The sequence below is a fragment of the Streptomyces sp. NPDC020362 genome, assembly GCF_040642095.1.
In the GTDB taxonomy this organism is placed as follows: Bacteria; Actinomycetota; Actinomycetes; order Streptomycetales; family Streptomycetaceae; genus Streptomyces.
Window position 1 is genome coordinate 1 of sequence record NZ_JBFAET010000167.1, and the last position, 19,726, is coordinate 19,726.

Sequence of the window (19,726 nt, forward strand, 5' to 3'; positions counted from 1 at the left end):
ACGGCCCTGCGCCTGCTGGACGAGCCGCCGTCCCGCTACCACCCGGGCACGGCACCCGACGAGGGCACGGTCGTGATGCGCTACGGCTACGACGCTTCCGGCAACCTCGCAGAGGTCGTCAACTCCAGCGGCGAGCCCCTGCGCTTCACCTACGACGCCGAGGGCCGCGTCACCCGCTGGACCGACCGGAACGGCACCTGGTTCGGTTACGTCTTCGACGACCGCGGCCGAGTCGTCCGCACCGAGGGCGTCGACGGAATCCTCTCCGGCACCCTGACCTACGACGACACCGCCCGCACCACGTCGTACACGGACTCGCAGGGTCATGTCTCGGTCCACCGGTACAACGCCGAAGGGATGGTGGTGGAAGAGACGGACCCGCTCGGGTATGTCACCCGTACGGAGTGGGACGAGTACGGAGCCCGGCCGCTCACGGTGACGGACCCACTGGGCCACGCCACGCGCTACGCGTACGACGACGCCGGCAACCTCACCGGCCTCACCCTCCCCGATGGCGCGGAGGCGCAGGCGGAGTACAACGCGCTCGGACTGCCGACAAAGGTCGTCGAGCCGGGCGGGGCGGTCTGGCGGCACACCTACGACAACCGCGGCAATGTGCGTGTCACCGCTGACCCGACCGGTGCCGAGACCCACTACGAGTACGACCGTTCGGGGCACCTGGCCGCGGTCACAGACGCGCTCGGTCACACTCGGAGAATCGTGTCGAACGCGGCCGGTTTGCCGATCACGCTCAGCGACGAGCTGGGACATGAGACGACCGTGGGCCGCGACTTGTTCGGCCGGATCGTCGCGGTGACGGACCCGCTCGGTCACACCACACGCATGGGATGGACCGTCGAGGGCAAGCCGGAGTGGCACGAGTACCCCGACGGAACGCGCGAATCCTGGACCTGGGACGCCGAAGGCAATCTGATCGCGCACACCGACCTCGCTGGAAACACAACCCGGCAGACGGCCGCACCCTTCGACGTCCCGGCAACCCGCACCGAATCGGACGGCACCCGGTACGGGTTCACCTACGACACCGAGTTGCGTCTGACAGGCGTCACCAACCCCGAGGGGCGAACCTGGTCCTACCTCTATGACGAGGCTGGCCGGCTGATCGCGGAGACGGATTTCAACGGGCGCACGCTGACGTACGCGTTTGACGCCGCGGGCAGGCTGATCGCCAGGACCAACGGCGCCGGCGAGATCCTGCGCTTCACCCGTGATGCGCGCGGCAGGGTCGTGGCCCAGGAAACCGACAACGGTGAGATCACGACGTACGCATACACACCGGATGGCAACCTGTGCCGCGCGGCCAACGCGGACGCTCACGTGGCTCTGGAACGGGACGCACTGGGGCGGATCCTGTCGGAGACGGTCAACGATCGCACGTCGGTCTTCCAGTACGACACTCTCGGGCGCCGTACTCGGCGTGTGGCACCGTCCGGCCTGGCCTCGGACTGGACGTATGACGCGGCCGGACGACCGGTGCGACTACGCTCAGTGGCGGGCTCGCTTGACTTTTCGCACGACGCCGCGGGTCGTGAGATCGAGCGCCGGTTCGGAGAGGGAGTGACGCTCACGCAGAGCTGGAACCCGAACGGGCTGATGACCGCGCAGTCTCTGACCTCCGCCACCGCCGGGACCGTTCCGGACCACCTCCTTCAGCACCGCACGTACGCATATCGGGCCGACGGCCATCTCACCGAGATCCGAGAGCTGACCTCGGGCACACGCCGCTTCGGCCTGGACGGCACGGGCAGGGTCACAGAGGTACGGGCGCACGGCTGGACCGAGACCTACGCCTACGACACCACCGGCAAAGTGCGGGAGGTGTCGGCACCTGGCCACGGCTCCCCCGGTGAGCGCGCGTTCGAGGGCACGATCGTCCGCCGGGCAGGGCGGACGACGTACGAGCACGACACCCAAGGCCGGCTCATCCGCCGTACGTGCAAACTCCTCAGCGGGAAAACCCATACATGGTCCTACGGCTGGAACGCGGAGGATCGCCTGACCGAGGTGGTCACGCCGAGCGGCGACAGATGGAGGTACGCCTACGATCCGCTGGGCCGACGCATCTCCAAGTACCGTGTGGCCGACGATGGGTCACCCGCCGACCGTGTCGAATTCTCTTGGGATGACACCCGTCTGACCGAACAGACGGGCCCGGACGGCAAGGTGACCACATGGGACTACGAACCGGACACACACCGCCCGGTCACCCAGACCCTTCACACACCCTCGCCTTTCCCTCTGGGAGGCTCCTTCCTTGCGCGACTCGCTGAGGAGACGGGCCCCGAGAGCGCCACGCGTTTTCTCGCAGTCATCACCGACAACGCCGGTTCCCCCATGGAGCTCGTCGCCGAGGAGGGCGAGGTGGTGTGGCAGCGTCGTAGCACGCTGTGGGGCACCCACGTCCCTGCCGGGACCGACGAGCCGGAATCCGTCATCTGTCCGCTGCGCTTTCCGGGCCAGTACGCCGACGTTGAGACGAGCCTGAACTACAACTACTTCCGCTACTACGACCCGGAAGTCGCCCGGTACCTCAGCCCCGACCCGCTTGGGCTCGACGCCGCTCCCGATCACTATGCCTACGTCGACGCGCCGCTGCTGCTGGTCGACCCGCTGGGTCTGAAGTGCGAAGAGGTCGTTCCCACGCCCCGGACCGGGGTCAAGGGGCTCATCAAGGACGCTCAGCTCCCCCACACGGGACGAATCCGCTTCGTCCCGGACAAGAGAGTGTCGGTCAGTACGGGCCTGCCCCGCGGTGCTCGGAAGGGTTATATCGACCGGTTCGGTAATGAATGGATCAAAGGACCGTCCAGGACCGCCGGGCAGCCGTTCGAGTGGGATGTTCAGCTGAGCAAGCTGGGCAAGGCCAAGATGGGGTGGCTCAGCAGGGACGGTAGCCACCTCAATGTGTCCCTCGACGGCGAGATCACTCATAAGTGATCAGAAAGGACTGACTCCAAGATGGCGGACACCCTTCCGTTCTACGGAGAAGTGCGCGTGGTCCGGGCCTCCGACAGACCGGATCTGGAGGGCAAGCTCGGAGGCATCCTCGGCATCACCGAGCCGCCCGACGAAGCGACTCCGCCTGCCTACGCCGTGCTGATCGACGGAGAGGAGGAGGTGTACACATTCCTCCGTGAGGAGATCGAGCCCACGGGGCACATGCGAAAGCAGGAGGACTACTACTGACGGCGGTCGCCGACGGTCTGGGCGTCACTGTCCACGACGAGGGTCAGCGGTGATGCATGAGAAGAACGGCGTTGTCGCTCCGACGACGGCTCCTGGGCTGGCTTTCGCCGTGCTGCACGCGGCGGAGCTCCTTGGCCGCAGTCTCTTTCCGGGAGACAAGGTCGGAGTCGGGCTTCCAATGGAGGACAGACCAGCCGGCGTTGTCGCCCCGAGAGTGGATGACCGCGGCGTCGGCGCTGGCGTGTGTCCGCAATCCGGTTGGCCTGAGGTTGTCTTTGCGGAGTTTGGCGGATACGAACAGGGATAATCCGGAGCGTCAGGTCCGGCTGTCGTTCCTCGGATAGCGGCACTGTGGGCGCGATATCCGGCCGTACCAGGCGGCGGTCAGCGCGACAGGAGCAGTGCCGGGCCGATCTCCGCCAACTGGTCCGCGAGGTCCGGGCGCCGGCCCGGGCGGCCGGTGCGGACCGCGTTGTCGACCATGGTGAGGACCGCGCACACGGTGATCTCGGCCTCGGCCGTGTCGGGGCCCGGCCTGACCCTTGGTAGTGGGTGCCGCCGGTCGTACCGACCGGGCGACTTCACGTCCTGTGGCCCCGACTCTGCTTTCAGCAGGTCGGAGGCGGGTCTCTCATCCGTGGGAGGGAGGCCTTCCGTGCGTCCGGGGCTGCTGCAGCCGGGCCGCGAGCTCCCCCGGCAGGACGTCCCGGTTTGCCGGAGTGAGCTGGACGACCTCGATGTCGGCGCGCCGCTTGAGGGCGTCGGTGAACCGATCGCGGTGCGTGTGGACCGTGGCGACGACGTCGACCTCTGCGACGAACAGCGCGTCGACCGCGTGCCGGAACGCCGTGCACGCCAGTTCCATCCGCCCCAGCTCGTCGATGAGCACCAGCCGCCCTGTTGCCGCCCCGGTTGCTGCCGGCCCAAGCGACGGCAGCGCCAGTCGTTCCATGACGCCGGGGTCGACGCCGTATTTCCCTACCCGTGGCGGACCGGGCAGGTCGACATGGGCGAGCACTTCCCGTCGGCCTGCCAGGGTCTCCAGGGCGAAACCGACGCGGGCGCCGGACTGCCGGATCTCCTCCGTGGTGAAGCCGGTGGCCGCGTGGGCGGGCAGCAGCGCGGCGAGCCGACGCAGGGCGGTCGTCTTGCCCGCGCCAGGGCGGCCCTCGAGCAGGATCCTTGTCGGCACACTGCCATCTTCACCCCCGCTTGCGGAGGCGGCCCGGGTGGGCTCGGCCGAGCGGGGGTTTTGGGGTGCGGACCGGTGCCGGTGCCGCCATTGCGGGTATGGCGGCGCGCATGAGCGGAATTGAACTCAGCAGCACCGCGTTCGACGACAAAACGGTGATCCCCCGTCGGTACAGCGGGGAGGGTGAGAACATCTCACCGCCCCTGACCTGGTCGGGGGTGCCCCACGAGGCCACGGAGCTGGTACTCCTGTGCGAGGACCCGGACGCGCCGGGGACGACCTTCCTGCACTGGCTGGTGACCGGCATCGATCCGGGGACCACAGGGACGGCGGAGGGCCAGAAGCCCCAGGGGGGCCTGCCGTGGCCCAACGGCTTCGGCCGTGTGGGCTGGGGAGGGCCGATGCCTCCAGCGGGGCACGGGCCGCACCGCTACTTCTTCCGCCTGTACGCCCTGTCCGAACCGCTGCCGCTGCACGGCCACCCGGGCGCCGAGGACGTGCACCGTGCCCTGAAGGGCAGGGAGCTGGCCTCCGGCACCCTGGTCGGGACCTATCAGCGCTGAGCGCGTCACCGCTGGTCATAGCCATGGGCGCCGTACAGCCGGACGAACCGGGCCGCGGTGACCGTCCTGCGGTGCACCAGGTCGTGGGCCCACCGCTCGTACAGCTCGACGCGCTCCTGCCCGCCCTGACCGATCGGCTGGACGAGCCGGCCACCGGTGCGGAGCTGATCCACGAGCGGCCCAGGCACTCGCGGGAAGGCCGCGCAGACGATGACGGCGTCGTACGGGGCACGGGTCGGCATCCCGAGGGTCCCGTCGCCGAGTACGACCTCGGCATTGGCGACGCCCTGCCCGGCCAGCCGCAGGCGGGCCTCGTCGACCAGGTCGGGCCAGCGCTCGACGCTGACGACGTACGCGGCCAAGCGGGCCAGCAGCGCGGTCTGCCAGCCGTATCCGGTCCCGACCTCCAGGACCTGTTCGTCCCCGGTGAGGCCGAGAGCGGAGACCATCATGGCGATCAGCGAGGGCTGGGTGGTCACCTGCCCGTGGGGGAGCGGAACGGGCGTGTCCCGGTACGCGGATGCCACCTCGTCCGCGGGGACGAAATCCGCCCGGGGGATGCTCCGCACGGCCTCCAGAAGACGGGCGTCGGTCACGCCCGCGGCGTGGGCCGCGCGGACCAGGTCCTCGGGGGTCCTTTCATGGGCCATCGGACCGCGGGGCCCTGGCGGTGGCGCCGGCGGCCCCGGTCGTGGTGCGATCCAGAAGCCGCGCGGTGTGATCGAGCTCGCCGCCCGACGTCGCCTCGTCGCTCACGTGCTCGGCGCCGTTCCCACAGTGCTCGTTGCGGTGCCGGTGAGCGAGGCCCGGTTCCGGCCAGGCGTGGCCCGGGCAGTCGAAGCCCTTGGTCCGGCCGAGGTTGAGCAGCGTCAGCGGCGTACGGCGGACCGTCGTCTGCTCCGGGAAGTCCCACAGCGGGCTGGCCACCGCCGGCACGCCCACCGCCCAGGTCTTGGGCGGGGTGACCGAACCGTCCGTTTCCTCCGCGCCGCTCCTGCTCCTGTCCATGTGCCCCATCCGCCGCTCGTACGCCGCGCTGCCGCTGCAGCCCAGTGTCGGCAGGTTCCGCGCGCGGCGCGATCCGGGGCGGTCGGGCGCAAGGGGCGACCCGTGATCCGGGAGGCGCAGCACGTCGGCGTCAGGACGTCGTCCCCGGGTCGGTGTACCGCAGCAGGGCGCCCACGCCCTCGTACAGCCTCAGCTCGCTCTCCGGTACGACGACCAGCTCGGCACCGGTGCCGACGAGGGCTCGGACGAGAGCCTCATCGGCGCGTTCCTCACGCGGGGCCCGCACACCGAAGGACATCAGCTCCGCCTCGGTCAGGGCGAGCTGAGTGGGCCGGGAGCCCGCCCAGAGCCGCAGCGAAGACCCTGGCGGCCGGTTCAGCAGCAGGGCCGCGACCTGGCCGCGCTGGAGGGCGGCGACGGTGGCGGCCAGCCCGTCCGTCATGGGTCCGTCCAGGGCACGCCGGCCGATGAAGATGTCCACGAGTTCCCGGTCGTGCGCGGCCATGCGGCCGCGGAAGACGCCGTCGAGCTGCGGCTCCAACAGGGCGCGTCCGGTGTCGGTGGGGGTCCGGCCGCCCACGCGTACGACCTTGTCCCGCAGGGTGTGCGGCAGGCGGCGGATCAGTACGTTGCACGCCCACTCGTCCCCGCCCACGACGACGGCGTCGGCATGGGCGCGCCGTGCCCGTTCGTCCAGCCGGTGACCGAGCCGGACGGAGGTACGGTGCCAGGTCGCCACCGCGACCCTGTGGTGCAGCCGCTCACCCGGGGTGACGGTCGACGCGGGCCAGGTGCCTGTCTCCGCCTCCAGAGTCACCCAGCCGTGGGTCTCGGCGGTCGGAAGGCCGCCGTAGTGGACGACTACGGCCATGTAGGGGATCTCCGGAAGGTGCTGGGTGACCAGGGGCATCGCGTCCGGCAGGGTGCTGTAGCGCGCGGAGTCGTGCTCGGGCGGCCTGGGCAGCTCCCCGTCCAGGACGAGCGTGCCGTGGGCGGCGAAGATGGCCTGACCATGCACCCCCGGCACCTCTGTGTCGGCGCCGACCACCTCCTCCAGTACGTTCAGCAGCGCCCGGTCCGAGCCCTGACGGGACAGACTCTCGCGCAGCCGCCGCCAGCGCAGCGCGATCGCCCGCTCGGGATGCTCGACGTTTCGGGAGGTGTCCAGGTACACGGAGGCGAACGGGCCCGGCTCCGCGTAGAGGGGTTCAAGGAACGACAACCTCATCGCCACTCCTCGTCGACGGTCTCCCCTCCTTTGATGATGCGCGCCCCGGGGGCGATGGAGCTCGACGAGCGCAAAGCGGTGCGGAACGCGGGGCGGTCGGGCGCCGGCCGGCAGCAGTCGGCCCATCGTGAGCATGGTGGCGGCGACCAGGCCGTCCAGCACCGCCAAGCCGCGGGCCGGACAGCAGGCCGCTGAGCAGCCGTGCTCCGTAGCTGGATGAAGGAGCAGTCTGCGCGGGAGCACCGGATGGTGGCGGGGGCCGCCTTGCCCACGTGAATACCGGTTTCTGGCCCGTATGCGACAGACCGGGCGACGCGCTCGTGAGCTGCGGATCCAGCACGGGCCACCCCATCCGGAGGCCGTCGCGGCGCGCATGGCGTCGGATGAGCTGACGCGTCGCTCGGGCGATGCGCGTGGTGCGGCGCTTTCAACGGACTCGGTCGGCCCGTCACCCACCAGGCCCGTCATCGCGGCTGGAGGTTCGACCGAGCGATGCCGATTGCGCGATGCGTGCGAGGCCTGGTGGCGGGAGAGTTCAAACAGCTCGACACCGAGGGGTTCCGGGCCTGTCTTTCGCGGAAACAAATCGGGATGATCCGAGCCGAGAGGTGCGATTGGCTTTCCTCGGGTGGCGAACGGGTCGTGGAGGTCAAGTGTTCGTTGCCGGAGAGGACGAGTTCTTCTCGGTCGCACCTTGTACAATCTGGAAGTTCATCTTCCGCATGTATTCGAGCTGACGCCGTCCGGCGTACTGGTCCGGTGCTCCGGCGCGCCCGAGGCTTTAGGGCACGACTGAAAGCGGTGCAGATGCGTGCACCGTGCTAGACTTGCCGGTAGTTGCAGTTGTGGTTCCCGAAACTTCAAGTGCCTCGGCGATTGTATGTCGTCGGGCATTTTTGTATCTCCGGTGCTCATCCGGACGGGGTTCATTGTGGCAACGCAGGGGTCCACACGGTGTGGGCCCGCGGGCACTGCCCCTAAGGAGATGTGACATGGCTACTGGCACCGTCAAGTGGTTCAACGCGGAAAAGGGCTTCGGCTTCATCGAGCAGGACGGCGGCGGCCCGGACGTCTTCGCCCACTACTCGAACATCGCCACCCAGGGCTACCGTGAGCTCCAGGAAGGCCAGAAGGTGAACTTCGACGTCACGCAGGGCCAGAAGGGCCCGCAGGCGGAGAACATCACTCCCGCCTGACGTCAAAGCGTGTGAGGTAGCTGGGGCCCCGCCTTATGGTGGGGTCCCAGCTTACTGTTTTTAATTCCGGTGGAATTCTTTTAGTCTTATATTTGGCTCGTTCTTGCAATTCGTCCGGCTCGTTCCTGTCGGGAATTCCTCGATGCGTGCCCTGTCGAGGAAGGTTCTCCATGAGCCGTTCAGCTCGCACGAATGACCGTTTCCGCCCACAGGGCCAGGGGCGCCGCGGCGCCGGTCCGGGCGACACCGGGCGCCGCCGCTCCGCAGCACAGGGGGAGTTCGCGCTCCCGGTCACCGTCACCCCGGCCCTGCCCGCGGTCGCGACCTTCGGTGAACTGGACATGCCCGTCGAGTTGCTGAAGATGCTCACCAGTCTCGGCCTGAACGAGCCGTTCCCGATCCAGGCTGCCACCTTGCCGAACTCCCTCGCAGGGCGCGACGTCCTGGGCCGCGGGCGCACCGGATCGGGCAAGACGCTCGCCTTCGGCCTGGCGCTCCTCGTGCGCACCAGCGGGCAGCGTGCCGAGGCGCGGAAGCCGCTGGCCCTGATCCTCGTCCCCACGCGCGAGCTGGCCCAGCAGGTCACCGATGTGCTCGCCCCGTACGCCCGGTTGCTGAAGCTGCGGCTGGCCACCGTGGTCGGCGGCATGTCGATCGGCAGGCAGGCCGGCGCGCTGCGTGCCGGGGCCGAGGTGGTCGTCGCGACTCCTGGCCGCCTCGCGGATCTCATCGAACGCAAGGACTGCCGTCTGGACCGGGTGAACATCACCGTCCTGGACGAGGCCGACCAGATGGCGGACATGGGTTTCATGCCGCAGGTCACCGAACTGCTGGACCAGGTACGTCCCGACGGCCAGCGCATGCTGTTCTCGGCCACGCTGGACCGCAACATCGACCTCCTGGTCCGTCGCTACCTCCATGACCCGGTCGTCCATTCGGTCGACCCGTCGGCGGGCGCCGTCGCCACGATGGAGCATCACGTGCTGCAGGTGCACGACGCCGACAAGTACGCCACCGCCACGGAGATCGCTGCCCGCGACGGGCGCGTGATCATGTTCATGGACACCAAGCACGCCGTCGACCGGTTCACCAGGCATCTGCTGAGCAGCGGCGTCAAGGCCGCGGCGCTGCACGGTGGCAAGTCGCAGCCCCAGCGCACCCGCACCCTGGCACAGTTCAAGACCGGCGACGTCACGGCGCTGGTGGCCACGAACGTCGCGGCTCGGGGCATTCACGTCGACGACCTCGATCTCGTCGTCAACGTCGACCCGCCCAACGACCACAAGGACTACCTGCACCGCGGTGGCCGAACTGCCCGCGCCGGCGAGTCCGGCAGTGTCGTCACGCTGGTCCTCCCCGGCCAGCGCAGGGACATGGCCCGTCTCATGTCCGACGCCGGCATCAGGCCGCAGGTCACGCAGGTCCGCTCCGGCGAGGCCGAGCTGAGCCGCATCACCGGCGCCCAGGCTCCCTCGGGTGTCCCCGTCGGCGGCAGTGAGCCGGTCGCGGAGCGCCCGAAGCGCGGCGGTGCCCCTTTCCGTGGTCTGGGCACGCGCCCGGGGCGGGCCGGCGGTGGCGAGTCTCGCCGGTCCGCCGAGGCCCGCCAGATTGCCGAGGCCCGCAAGGCCGCACGGGTCCGTCGCGGCGCATAGGCCGGCAACGGTGCCCTCGTACGACGTGTGCGTGACTCGGGCCGGCTTGCGCCACACGGAGATGTGCTTCGCGGAGTCCTGGGTGAACGGCGCGCCGTCCCAGTCCGCGACGCGTCGTTCCAGCTCCAGCTCCGCGACCCGTGCCATCAGGTCGAGGTCCGCCGGCCGTGCCCACCGGTGCCGGGAGTTGCCGCGGCAGTGGCGGCCGTCGTCGCCGTCGCGGGTGACATGGTGCGAGACGAGAATCTGCTCGACCAGGTCAAGGTGTCGAAGCCGAGATGCCGCTCGCAGACGTCGAACGGCACCGCGACCTCTCCGGGCGGCAGGAACCGCAGCGGCGGTACGCCCGGCTCGATGACGAATCGGCCGCCGGGCGTCAGGTGACGTGCGCCGTTCCGGAAGCACTCGACCTGCTCGTCCTGCGTGAGCAGGTTCTGATGGTGTTGCGGACGGGATGACCAGGGCGAACTCGCCGGGGACGGCAGTCGTGGCCATGTCCCCGATGGCGAGCCCGGCGGAACCCGTCGTTCACCGTGCCGCGCAGGACGGCAGCCGTCAGCGGCGCGGACGCTCCAGAGTGAGCAGCAGGCCCTCGACCGCACCCGGCCCTATGCGGCCCTTGACGTCGGCGGACGTGATCGCCTTGAGGGCCCAGCCGTCCTCGGCGTGCTTGTTCAGAACCTTCTCCAACTTGTCGCTGTCCAGTGCGTCTCCGATCAGTGACTCGCGGAAGGTGACGACCTTGTACTCGAGTGCGTAGGGGTTGCTCATGGCTGGGGCCTTCCCGTGGGTGGACTGGCTGACGGAACCGGGGACAGCCAATCACCGTTCGGAGTAGCCCCACACGGCGGGGTGGGGGTCATGTCATGGGGGGAGGGGGCGAGGAGGGCCGAAACGCAGTGGGCACCTCAGGCATGTGCCCGGTACCGTACGGTGCACGGGGCCGGTAGGGCCACGGCACTCGCTCGCCAGTCGGGCACCCTCGCCCGCTCCTCCTCGCACAGCCACCCGAGGGCCGTCTTCGGCGACATCGAGCGCATCCGCGCTCACTTGCCCGAACCGTTCGCCGCCCGACCCTCTTCGGCGGTGCCGGTACAGCGTGAAGCGGAGGTGGGCCGGCGCCGCATCAGCGCTGCCCCGGCACGTCCCAGCGGACGCGCAGGGCCGGGGGTTTCCGGAAGACCAGGCCTCTGGGCGCGGTGGGCGAGCCCGGGTCGAGCCGCAGGCCGGGGAGACGGTCGAGGAGCGCGAGGAGGCAGGCGCGGGTTTCCAGGCGGGCCAGGTGGGCGCCCAGACAGAAGTGCGGGCCGTGCGCGAAGGCCAGCTGGAGGCGGGAGTTGCCCCGTCGCAGGTCGAAACCGTCGGGGTCCTGGAAGATCTCGGGGTCGCGGTTCGCGCCGGCGAGCGAGACGACCACCAGATCACCGCGCCGTACGTCGGCACCGCCGATCGTCACGTCGGCGGTTGCGTAGCGGTCCACGACCGCCGCGGCGGGTTCCAGGCGGAGCGACTCCTCGATCGCCGCGTCGACCAGGTCCGGATCGGCACGCACGAGGGCGAGTTGACCAGGGTGTGCAAGCAAGTGCAGTACGGCGTTGGCGATCATGCCCTCGGTGGTCTCGATACCGCCGAACATCAGCACGGCGGCGTTGGCGACCACCTCCGGCAGCTTCAGGCGCTTGCTCTCGGCCGCCGTGACCAGCAGCGACGCGTCGCCCCCTGCTGCGACCGTCGCCTCGACGCTCTGCCGCAACTCGTCGAACGCCGCCGCTCCGGCCGGGTTCGCCGACAGCCCGGCGGTGATGTCGGAGACCGCGCTCACGATGGAGTCGTACCAGGACAGCACCGCCTCGGCGTCCGCGCCGACCAGGCCCAGCGACTCGGCAACGACGGCCACGGCCAGCGGCCCGGCCACCTCCCGGCGCAGTTCGGCGCTGCCACGCGGCCGGATGCCTTCCACGAGCCGGGTGGCTGCCTGCTCCACGAACCCGGTGAACCGGTCGTGTACATCTTGCGTGCGGAACGGGTCGGTGAAGGGGGCGCGGTGCCGCTTGTGTTCGGCGCCCTCCACGGAGAGCATGCTCGGACCGACCACCTGGGCGGTGGAGAAGCGGGGGTCGTCCACTGTGAAGGTCGCGGCGTCGCGCATCACGCGCAGTGCGAGATCACGCCGGGTCACCAGCCAGCCGCCCAGCACGGGGAGCCACGAAACCGGTTCGCGGGCGCGGAGGAGGGCCAGCCGGGGGTGGGGGTCGTCCTCCAGTTCCGTGAGCGTGGTCGCGGAGCCGAGCGGAAACCGGCGCGCTGTCACCGTAGAAGCTCCCCCTGTTCCCGATTCCTGGAATTCCGGCCTCCCCGGAGCCCATTCAGAGCGTATGCGGCTCGGGCGGTGCGCCGAGCTGGTCCCGCACCGTGGGTGACTCGCCTCCTGCGGCCGACATCGCCCCGCACACGCCGGAAAGGTCTGGGTCGCCCCAACGGAGTCTGGCGGACACCAATCGCGACAACCCCGATCGGCGGGTACGGCGCGGCTTCCTCGGCTGCCGCGGACGAGGCGGCCGACTCCCCGGCGGCATGGGGTCGCGGGGGTGTGCCGCGCTCGGCGGTCGGCCGGGCCGGGGGCGGACCGTCGATGCGCTCGCCGGACGGACCGTGCCCGGAATGTGCAAAGCTGGATTTCCGATCACAAGGAGGCCGGTCTTCCGCTTCAGGGGACGGTGAGTGCAGATGGGCTCCAGCTCCACCGATGTCCCGGGTCCCGGACCGGCCGGCACCGGCAACGGGCCCGCCGTCTCCCGCCAGGAGTTCGACGCCCTCTTCGAGTCGGTCCGCACCTGGGGACGCTGGGCCCCCGCCGACCGCGGTGCCTGGAACCGGGTTACCGCGGAGTGCGTGCGGCGCGCCACGGCCACCGTGCGGTCCGGGACGGTCGTCCCGCTGGCGCTGCCCTGGAACACCAGTCCCGGCCCGGACAACCGCAAGCCCGCCCTGCACCACATGACCGATCTCGGTGACGTGGAGGCCCCGGAACCCTCCACGCACAAGGACTTCATCGCCGCCGACTACCACGGCAAGGCGGTCACTCACCTCGACGCGCTGTCCCACATCGCCTACCGGGGGCAGCTCTACGACGGCCGGACGGCGCACGAGGCCGTCGATGCCGCAGGCGCCCGCTTCGGCGCGGTCTCGGCGCTCGGGCCCCTCGTCACCACAGGCGTGCTGCTCGATCTCCCCGCTGTCCTCGGCGTCGGCTGGCTGGAGCCGGGGCAAGCGGTGCACGCCCAGGACGTCGTCGCCGCGGAGAAGGCACTCCAGGTGACGATCGGCGAGGGCGACGCAGTACTGCTGCGCACCGGGCGCGTCCGCCGTCGAGAGGAACTCGGAGCCTGGGACGCCGACGCGGCCGGCGCGGGCTTCCACGTGGACGCCGTACCCGTGCTGGCCGGGCGCGGCATCGCGCTGCTCGGCTCGGACGGCGACAGCGACGTACGGCCCTCGCCTGTTCACGGCGTGCACTCGCCGGTCCACGCCCTGGCAGTGGCCGCGATGGGGGTGCCGTTGCTGGACAACCTCGACCTGGAAGCGCTCTCCGTCGCGACCGCCGAGGCAGGGCGGTACGAGTTCCTGCTGGTCGTGGCGCCGCTGAACGTCCCGGGCGGGACGGGCTCGCCCGTCAATCCGGTAGCGGTCCTCTGACGAGCCGCCCGGAGCCTTCCGATGTCTGGTCGCGAGTCCTCCCGCCTGCGGTCCCGAGCCTTCCGGTGTGCCGCCACGGCCTCCCGGAGTCGTCGTGAGTCCTCCGTGGTGCCGCCCCGCACGACTGCCGCTGGTGCAGGCTTGGTGAAATCGTGACTCATGCACTCAATGTCCGTATCCTCGTCAATGCCGGATATTTCCTGTATATGGATTATCTGAGGCGGAAGTGAGGCGGAGCGTGATGCGTTCCGGCGGTGAACCGGTACCGGCTGGGCATGCGACAGGCGGCTCGGGACCCGCTCGTTTCCGTGAGCGGTTTCTCCAGGGGGAGCCTGTCGTGGCGGGTGTGCGCAAGCCGATCCTGAGTTCCTGGCAGCGCTGCAGGTCCCTGGGGCTGTCGCCGGACCAGTCCGACCTCCCCTTCCGGGAGGACGTCGACCCGGACGACCGGATCATCCGCGCGGCCGCGCCGGTGCTCGACCGGCTGCAGTCCAGGTTCGCCGGCAGCGCGATGAACATCTGCGTCGCCGACGCGAGCGGGACGGTTCTGCTGCGCCGCTTCGGAGACGCGTCGCTGGCCAGAAGCCTCCCGGCGATCCAGAGCGTGCCGGGATTCGTGTTCGCCGAGCAGGTCGCCGGCACCAACGGAATCGGCCTCGCCCTGGCGGAGCGGCGGCTCATCCGGGTCTACGGCGCCGAACACTTCGCCGAGCGCTCCCAGGGCAGCGCCTGCCGTGCGCTTCCCGTGCGCGACCCGCTCAGCGGCCGTATCGAGGGCGTCCTGTGCTTCGGCTATCCGCGCAGTGCCGACGACCCCGCGCTGGCCCCCGTGATCCGCAAGGCGGCCCGGGTCATCGAGCGGCGGCTTCTGGGGCAGAGTTCCGCACGTGAGCGCGCTCTGCTGCGGGCGTACGTGGCCAATGGCTCCGCGGCCCCCGACCGCGGCATCGGGGTGGACGAACTGGCTCTTGAGCTGCATCCCCGTGACCGCGAGATCCTCCTGGAGCGGGCCGCCGAACTGATCTCCCGCGCACAGCGGGCAGCCGTCGACGTGCCCCTGCATACCGGGCGCCAGGTCACGCTCGTGAGCCGTCCGATGACGAGTGCCTCCGGAGTGGAGGGCATCGCCATCGAGGCCGTTCTGCACGGCCGCGCACCGCACGACCCCTTCGCCCTCCCGCACCACGCGGACCGGTCGCCGGACTTTTCCGCTGAGCCTGCGGCCGTTCCTGTCCCCGTCTCCGTTCCTGTCCCCTTCTCCGTGCGGCCCGCGGCCGGTTCCGGCGTCGCGGCGCCGGTGCATCTGGTCCGCACCCCGCTGTCCGGGCACCTTCCCGACCCGGCCGACTCGGCATTCGGGCAGGTCGCCGCAAGCGGCGAGGGTGCGGCGGCCGGTGATGGCGACGGCTCCTCGGACGATCACCTCGTCTCCCCGTCCCCCGCGAGGGGGCTCGTGATGGTGGGGGAGCCGAGCGTCGGGACGTACGCCCTGGACGCCCGCCGCCGTCTGGAGCTGCTGTCCGAGGCCAGCACCCGCATCGGCACCACCCTGGACGTGCGCCGCACAGCCCAGGAGCTCGCGGAGACTGCGGTGCCGCGGCTGGCCGACTTCGTCACCGTCGACCTGCCCGAGGCCGTACTGCACGGTGAGGAGTCCGCCGATCCCCGCGGTGACCTGTGCCGCGCGGTGGTCCACGGCATTCGCGACGACTGTCCCTTCCTGCCGGTCGGCAAGCGGGCCGACTACGGTCCGACCACTCCCCAGCTGCGGTGCCTCACCAGTGGGGAGGCCGTGCTGGAGCCCGACCTGAAGCTCGCCGCGGGCTGGCTCGCGTACGATCCCGAGCACAACGAGCAGCTGCTGACGCACGTCCACTCCCTCATCGCGGTGCCCCTCGTCGCCCGGGGCGTCGTCCTGGGCGTCGTCGCCTTCTACCGTGCGCGGGCGCAGAACCCCGCCCCCTTCGGGGACGACGACCGCTCGCTGGCCCAGGAGTTCGCCGCCCGCGCCGCACTGTCCATCGACAACGCCCGGCGCTACACACGCGAGCGCACCATGGTCCTGGCCCTGCAACGCAGCCTGCTCCCGCACGGTCTGCCGGACCAGGACGCCGTGGAGGTCGCCCACCGCTACCTGCCCGCCGAGTCCGACGTCGGCGGAGACTGGTACGACGTCATCCCCCTGTCCGGCGCCCGCGTCGGCCTCTTCGTCGGCGATGTCGTCGGCCACGGCATCCTCTCCGCAGCCACCATGGGCCGGCTGCGCACCGCGGCCCGCAGCTTCGCCGAACTCGACTTCCCTCCGGACGAAGTCCTCATCCAGCTCGACAACCTCGTGGGACGCCTGGACCGGGAGGAGCCCGCGGCCGGCGGCGTCGGCATCATCGGCGCTACCTGTCTTTACGCCATCTACGACTCGACCACGCAGCAGTGCACCATGGCCCGTGCGGGCCACCCCCCACCCGCGCTGGTCCACCCCGACGGCGCCGTGTCGTTCCCCGACCTGCCGGCCGGACCTCCTCTCGGCCTCGGGGGCCTCCCGTTCGAGGCCGCCGAGATACACCTGCCCCAGGGAAGCCAGCTGGTCCTCTACACCGACGGGCTCATCGAGGACCGGAGCCGCGACGTCGACATGGTGCTCGACCAGCTGTGCGGCGTGCTGGCCCACCCGGAGCGTGCGCCCGAGGAGACCTGCCAGGTGGTGCTGGACACCGTGGCGCCCGCCCACCCCTGTGACGACATCGCCCTGCTCGTCGCCCGCACCCACGCCCTCGACCCCCGGCGGATCGCCACCTGGGACCTGGCCCCGGATCCGGCCCTGGTCAGCGACGTACGCGCCGCCGCCCTCCGCCAGCTGGCCGACTGGGGACTCGACGAGGCCGCGTTCGCGGCGGAACTGATGCTCAGCGAGCTGGTCACCAACGCCATCCGCCACGGCGCCGGGCCCATCCGGGTACGGCTCCTCCACGACCGGACGCTGATCTGCGAGGTCTCCGACAGCAGCAACACCGCCCCGCATCTGCGCCGGGCGGCCAGCACCGACGAGGGAGGACGCGGCCTGTTCCTCGTCGCGCAGCTGGCGCAGAGCTGGGGTACCCGGTACAAGCCACAGGGCAAGGTCATCTGGGCCGAATGCGGGCTCGCCGGCGTCTGAGGCGGTCCAGTGGTCCGGCGGATCCACGGCGGCAGGCGGGGGCCCGCTGATCCGTTGGACCCACAGCAGGCGGCAAGATGTCGGAAATGTTGTGATATTGGCCGCTAGTATCGCTGATGCCAGTCGGGAAGAACTCGCCAGTCCGACCCCCGGAGATGTCCGTGCACGACGCTCACGACACCTCTGCTGCGGTCCCGCCCTCCGCGGCGCACCCCCTGGTCCGCATCCGCGGTCTCGGCAAACGGTTCGGCGGGACTCTCGCTCTGGACGGGGTCGACCTCGATGTCCACGCCGGCAGCGTCCTCGCCCTCCTCGGCCCCAACGGAGCCGGCAAGTCCACCCTCATCCAGGTGCTCGCCGGCGTTCACCACGCCGACTCGGGGCGGATCACGGTGGACGGCCATCCGCTCGGCAGCCATGCCGCTTCGGGCCGCATGTCCTTCATCCACCAGGATCTCGGGCTCGTCGAGTGGATGACGATCGCCGAGAACATCGCGCTGAACACCGGGTACGAGCGCCGCGCCGGACTGATCTCCTGGCGGCGGACCCGGGCGCGCTGCACCGAGGCCCTGCGGATCGTCGCCGCAGACCTCGACCCCGGCACACCGATCGCACATCTCGGGCCGGCCGAGCGTTCCCTGGTCGGCCTCGCCCGGGCCCTCGCGTCGCGGGCGCGGCTCATCGTCCTCGACGAGCCGACCGCCCGCCTCCCCGCGGCCGACTGCGCCCGGCTGTTCCGCGTTCTGCACGCCCTGCGCGACCGCGGCCACGGCATCCTCTACGTCAGCCACCGCCTGGACGAGGTGTACGAGGTCGCCGACACCTTCGCCGTCCTGCGCGACGGCCGCCTCGTCAGCCACGGCGCGCTGGCGGGCCACAGCCCGGCCCGCCTGGTGCACGACATCACCGGTGAAGAGCCGGCCGACCACCGCCGTGCCCCGGCCCCGGCCCCGGCCCAGGCCCCGGCCGGCGGCCCGCCCGTCCTGACCCTCGACGGGCTACGGACCGCCGGCGCGGGACCGGTCACCCTGGAACTCAGGGCCGGGGAAGCCCTCGGCCTGGTCGGCCTCTCCGGGGCCGGACACACGGACCTGGGCCGGGCCCTCGCGGGCTCGGGGCACCTCCTGGGCGGGCGGGCCCTTCTCGGTGGCCGCCCCTACAGCCCCCGTACGGTCGCCGAGGCCGTCGCACTCGGGGTCGCCCTCGTGCCCGGAGACAGACAACTGGAAGGCTGCCTGGCCCAGCTGACCGTACGGGAGAACCTCCTGGCCAACCCACGCGCCGGAGGTCTGCCCGCACTGCGCTGGATCGGTCCCCGCCGCGAACGCGCCGAAGCCGCCACACTGATCGACCGGTTCTCGGTACGCCCCCGCGACAGCGAGGCCCCCATCGCCACCCTGTCCGGCGGAAACCAGCAGAAGGTCATGATCGGCCGCTGGCTGAGAGCGGGCATGCGCCTGCTGGTCCTGGAGGAACCGACGGCGAGCGTGGACATCGGCGCCAAGGCCGCCATCCACCGCCTGCTCGACGAGGCGCTGGCCGCCGGCCTCGCGGTTCTCCTCGTCTCCACCGACTTCGAGGAGGTCGCGCAGGTGTGCAGGCGCGCCCTGGTCCTCGTCCGCGGAACCGTGGCCACCGAGCTGAGCGGTCCGGCCCTCACGGCCGCGGGGCTCACCCGGGCGGCCTCGGCCATGCCTGCCGACGGAACCGCGACGAACCCGTGACCGCCTCGCCCTCGCCCCGGCCACGCCCGCCGCGTCGGGGCTCGCTGAGCGGGCTCGGCCGACGGACCGGGCCCCTGCGCCCGGCCCGACCGCGCGGCCCGGGCGGGCACCTCGTCGGCGCCTACGGCCTGCCGGCCCTCACCGTCCTGCTCGTCCTCGTCTTCTCCCTCACCCTGCCCCGCACCTTTCCCACCCTGGACACCGTCGACTCGATCCTGTTCACCCAGTCGATCCCGGCCATCCTCGCGCTGGCGGCCATGGTGCCCATCGTGACCGGTGCGTTCGACCTCTCCCTCGGCTACGGCCTCGGACTGGCGCACGTCATGGTGATGGAGCTCCTCGTGAGCGACGGGTGGCCGTGGCCGCTCGCCTGTCTCGCCGTGATCGCCGGAGGGGGCCTCATGGGTGTGCTCAACGGCGTGATCGTCGAGATCGGCCGGATCGACTCCTTCATCGCCACGCTCGGCACCGGGAGCATGCTGTACGCCGTGAGCGGCTGGATCACCGGCGGCGGCCGGATCGTCCCGGGCCCGCAGGGCCTGCCCGCCGCCTTCACCGACCTCTACGACTCCAGGTTCCTGGGCCTGCCGGTTCCCGCCTGGTACGTGCTCGCGCTCGCGGCCGCCCTCTGGCTGCTCCTTGAGCGGCTGCCGCTCGGCCGGTGCCTGTACGTCATCGGGTCCAACCCGCGCGCCGCCGACCTCGTCGGCATCCCGACGCGCAGATACACCGTCTACGCCTTCGCCGCATCAGGGCTGATCGTCGGCTTCGCCGGAGTACTGCTCGCGGCCCAGCAGCAGATCGGCAATCCGAGCGTCGGCCTCGACTACCTGCTGCCCGCCTTCGCCGGCGCCCTTCTCGGCTCCACCGCGATCAGACCCGGCCGCCCCAACGCCATGGGCACCCTCGTCGCCGTCGCCGTTCTCGCCGTCGGTCTCACGGGCATCACCCAGATGGGCGCGGACTTCTGGACGGTCCCGCTGTTCTACGGCGGCACCCTGCTCCTCGCCGTCGGCCTGGCCGGCTACTCCGCCCGCCGACGGCTGCGCACCGGCGCCGTCGCTGCCCGCGACGCACCCGCCCCGTCACCCCGGCCGCCGTCCTCC

Annotated in this window: 15 protein-coding genes and 2 pseudogenes; 9 read left to right on the forward strand and 8 right to left on the reverse strand. The window is 70.9% G+C overall.

Translation table 11 applies throughout. The features are described 5' to 3' along the window. Positions 1–2,958 (forward strand): polymorphic toxin type 17 domain-containing protein (locus tag AB0H32_RS36870; protein ID WP_361130227.1); only part of this gene is annotated, 2,958 nt, incomplete at its 5' end. Positions 2,959–2,979: 21 nt separating this feature from the next. Then, positions 2,980–3,207: a hypothetical protein gene (locus AB0H32_RS36875; RefSeq protein WP_361130230.1), complete on the forward strand. Its 228-nt coding sequence runs from the start codon at positions 2,980–2,982 to the stop codon at positions 3,205–3,207. A gap of 384 nt (positions 3,208–3,591) precedes the next feature. Here AB0H32_RS36875 and AB0H32_RS36880 read toward each other — a convergent pair whose 3' ends face one another. Beyond that, entirely contained in the window at positions 3,592–3,792 is a 201-nt protein-coding gene (locus AB0H32_RS36880) for a hypothetical protein (protein ID WP_361130233.1), read from the reverse strand. A 46-nt stretch (positions 3,793–3,838) separates the two neighbouring features. After that, positions 3,839–4,399 carry a nucleoside-triphosphatase gene (locus tag AB0H32_RS36885; protein ID WP_361130236.1) on the reverse strand — a complete coding sequence of 187 codons (561 nt, stop codon included), beginning with the start codon at positions 4,397–4,399 and terminating at the stop codon, positions 3,839–3,841. 110 nt (positions 4,400–4,509) lie between these two features. Here AB0H32_RS36885 and AB0H32_RS36890 point away from each other — a divergent pair, with 110 nt between their 5' ends. Next, positions 4,510–4,962, forward strand: a complete 453-nt coding sequence (locus AB0H32_RS36890; RefSeq protein WP_361130238.1) for a YbhB/YbcL family Raf kinase inhibitor-like protein — start codon at positions 4,510–4,512, stop codon at positions 4,960–4,962. A 5-nt stretch (positions 4,963–4,967) separates the two neighbouring features. Here AB0H32_RS36890 and AB0H32_RS36895 read toward each other — a convergent pair whose 3' ends face one another. From AB0H32_RS36895 to AB0H32_RS36905, 3 genes and pseudogenes are all read right to left on the reverse strand, one after another. Beyond that, positions 4,968–5,612 carry a protein-L-isoaspartate(D-aspartate) O-methyltransferase gene (locus tag AB0H32_RS36895; protein ID WP_361130241.1) on the reverse strand — a complete coding sequence of 215 codons (645 nt, stop codon included), beginning with the start codon at positions 5,610–5,612 and terminating at the stop codon, positions 4,968–4,970. A gap of 85 nt (positions 5,613–5,697) precedes the next feature. Next, positions 5,698–5,970, reverse strand: a pseudogene (locus tag AB0H32_RS36900) (hypothetical protein); the annotation flags it as partial. Positions 5,971–6,100: 130 nt separating this feature from the next. Then, positions 6,101–7,198 carry a hypothetical protein gene (locus AB0H32_RS36905; protein WP_361130244.1) on the reverse strand — a complete coding sequence of 366 codons (1,098 nt, stop codon included), beginning with the start codon at positions 7,196–7,198 and terminating at the stop codon, positions 6,101–6,103. Positions 7,199–8,190: 992 nt separating this feature from the next. On the opposite strand from AB0H32_RS36905, the gene AB0H32_RS36910 reads away from it, so the two are divergent. Both AB0H32_RS36910 and AB0H32_RS36915 read left to right on the forward strand, forming a co-directional pair. Beyond that, positions 8,191–8,394 (forward strand): cold-shock protein, encoded by a 204-nt coding sequence (locus tag AB0H32_RS36910; protein ID WP_361130247.1) that lies wholly within the window; start codon positions 8,191–8,193, stop codon positions 8,392–8,394. 170 nt (positions 8,395–8,564) lie between these two features. Further along, entirely contained in the window at positions 8,565–10,046 is a 1,482-nt protein-coding gene (locus AB0H32_RS36915) for a DEAD/DEAH box helicase (protein ID WP_361130250.1), read from the forward strand. Positions 10,047–10,085: 39 nt separating this feature from the next. On the opposite strand, the pseudogene AB0H32_RS36920 reads toward AB0H32_RS36915, so the two are convergent. The 3 genes and pseudogenes from AB0H32_RS36920 to AB0H32_RS36930 all read right to left on the reverse strand — a co-directional run. Beyond that, positions 10,086–10,556, reverse strand: a pseudogene (locus AB0H32_RS36920) (SAM-dependent methyltransferase); the annotation flags it as partial. 45 nt (positions 10,557–10,601) lie between these two features. Continuing rightward, positions 10,602–10,817: a DUF4177 domain-containing protein gene (locus AB0H32_RS36925; protein WP_053666946.1), complete on the reverse strand. Its 216-nt coding sequence runs from the start codon at positions 10,815–10,817 to the stop codon at positions 10,602–10,604. A gap of 355 nt (positions 10,818–11,172) precedes the next feature. After that, a complete protein-coding gene (locus AB0H32_RS36930) occupies positions 11,173–12,357 on the reverse strand; it encodes a cytochrome P450 (protein ID WP_361130253.1) in 1,185 nt (394 codons plus the stop codon). Between the two features lie 416 nt (positions 12,358–12,773). On the opposite strand from AB0H32_RS36930, the gene AB0H32_RS36935 reads away from it, so the two are divergent. From AB0H32_RS36935 to AB0H32_RS36950, 4 genes are all read left to right on the forward strand, one after another. Further along, positions 12,774–13,742, forward strand: a complete 969-nt coding sequence (locus tag AB0H32_RS36935; RefSeq protein WP_361130256.1) for a cyclase family protein — start codon at positions 12,774–12,776, stop codon at positions 13,740–13,742. A 238-nt stretch (positions 13,743–13,980) separates the two neighbouring features. Further along, the gene (locus AB0H32_RS36940) at positions 13,981–16,896 is read left to right on the forward strand and encodes a SpoIIE family protein phosphatase (RefSeq protein ID WP_361130259.1); all 2,916 of its coding nucleotides are present in this window, start codon (positions 13,981–13,983) and stop codon (positions 16,894–16,896) included. A gap of 155 nt (positions 16,897–17,051) precedes the next feature. After that, on the forward strand, positions 17,052–18,620 hold the full coding sequence (locus AB0H32_RS36945) for a sugar ABC transporter ATP-binding protein (RefSeq protein WP_361130262.1): 1,569 nt from the start codon (positions 17,052–17,054) through the stop codon (positions 18,618–18,620). Positions 18,621–18,694: 74 nt separating this feature from the next. After that, the coding region (locus AB0H32_RS36950) for an ABC transporter permease (RefSeq protein WP_361130264.1) at positions 18,695–19,726 on the forward strand (1,032 nt) is incomplete at its 3' end.

Bases quoted from the DNA above. Each gene is read 5' to 3' on its own strand.
- AB0H32_RS36910 (WP_361130247.1), top strand. From the start codon at position 8,191: ATGGCTACTGGCACCGTCAAGTGGTTCAACGCGGAAAAGGGCTTCGGC.
- AB0H32_RS36905 (WP_361130244.1), bottom strand. From the start codon at position 7,198: ATGAGGTTGTCGTTCCTTGAACCCCTCTACGCGGAGCCGGGCCCGTTC.
- AB0H32_RS36935 (WP_361130256.1), top strand. From the start codon at position 12,774: ATGGGCTCCAGCTCCACCGATGTCCCGGGTCCCGGACCGGCCGGCACC.
- AB0H32_RS36895 (WP_361130241.1), bottom strand. From the start codon at position 5,612: ATGGCCCATGAAAGGACCCCCGAGGACCTGGTCCGCGCGGCCCACGCC.
- AB0H32_RS36925 (WP_053666946.1), bottom strand. From the start codon at position 10,817: ATGAGCAACCCCTACGCACTCGAGTACAAGGTCGTCACCTTCCGCGAG.
- AB0H32_RS36945 (WP_361130262.1), top strand. From the start codon at position 17,052: ATGTCCGTGCACGACGCTCACGACACCTCTGCTGCGGTCCCGCCCTCC.
- AB0H32_RS36915 (WP_361130250.1), top strand. From the start codon at position 8,565: ATGAGCCGTTCAGCTCGCACGAATGACCGTTTCCGCCCACAGGGCCAG.
- AB0H32_RS36875 (WP_361130230.1), top strand. From the start codon at position 2,980: ATGGCGGACACCCTTCCGTTCTACGGAGAAGTGCGCGTGGTCCGGGCC.
- AB0H32_RS36890 (WP_361130238.1), top strand. From the start codon at position 4,510: ATGAGCGGAATTGAACTCAGCAGCACCGCGTTCGACGACAAAACGGTG.